The sequence below is a fragment of the uncultured Aggregatibacter sp. genome, assembly GCF_901873365.1.
Taxonomy (GTDB): domain Bacteria; phylum Pseudomonadota; class Gammaproteobacteria; order Enterobacterales; family Pasteurellaceae; genus Aggregatibacter.
This window is the reverse complement of record NZ_CABFLM010000030.1, coordinates 1-645: the sequence shown is the minus strand read 5'-3', so window position 1 is coordinate 645 and position 645 is coordinate 1. Positions and strand designations below refer to the sequence as shown.

Here is a 645-nt window from a genome sequence, read left to right as displayed (position 1 = left end):
GATAATATCTAATTATTTAATAATTTTATTGAGATTCATCTAAATAACAACCCGCACATAAAACGTGCGGTTTTTAAGCTCCCCTATAAGGGGCTATACTTCATAAGCTCCTCAAGGGGCTTGTGAAAACTGACAGGCGTGTCTAATGACTTCCTTGTATATCCCTTAAAAGGGTCAATATGCTCTTTCGTTGATAAATTATCTTGAACCATGTCTTCTTTTTCTTGATTCCTTATATAGTCCTCCACAACTTTTGTATTTAAGCCCACGACGCTGACAAAAAATCCTTTCACTCGGAAATGTCTATTTTCATATCTCTATTTTAGCGAATTGTGGCGTGCAACTTGTTGCACGAAATCGTGAATGCCAGAAAGCGTTAAATAACATTCCGTGTGTAATTTGGTCGTGCATCAAGATGCACGCTACGCACAAAATCGTGAATTGCGCATCGAAGTTAATGTTTTAATCATTCGAGCAATAAGTTGCACGCTACGAGGGGGAAATAATCCTCCTATATGCTGAATTTTGGTTGTCAACCTTGTTCACTATATAGCGAGGATTTTTTCTATTCATCGCTTAAGCTATTTAGCTCCATACGCATAGCGTATGGTTTTTATAGCCAGACTTTGGCTGGCTATAATAAAA

Annotated in this window: 1 pseudogene; it reads right to left on the bottom strand. The window is 37.5% G+C overall.

Annotation, left to right across the window (positions count from 1 at the left end):
- Positions 1-161: 161 nt before the first annotated feature.
- Positions 162-338 (bottom strand): annotated as a pseudogene (locus QZ106_RS00745) (IS200/IS605 family transposase); the annotation flags it as partial.
- Between the last annotated feature and the right edge of the window lie 307 nt (positions 339-645).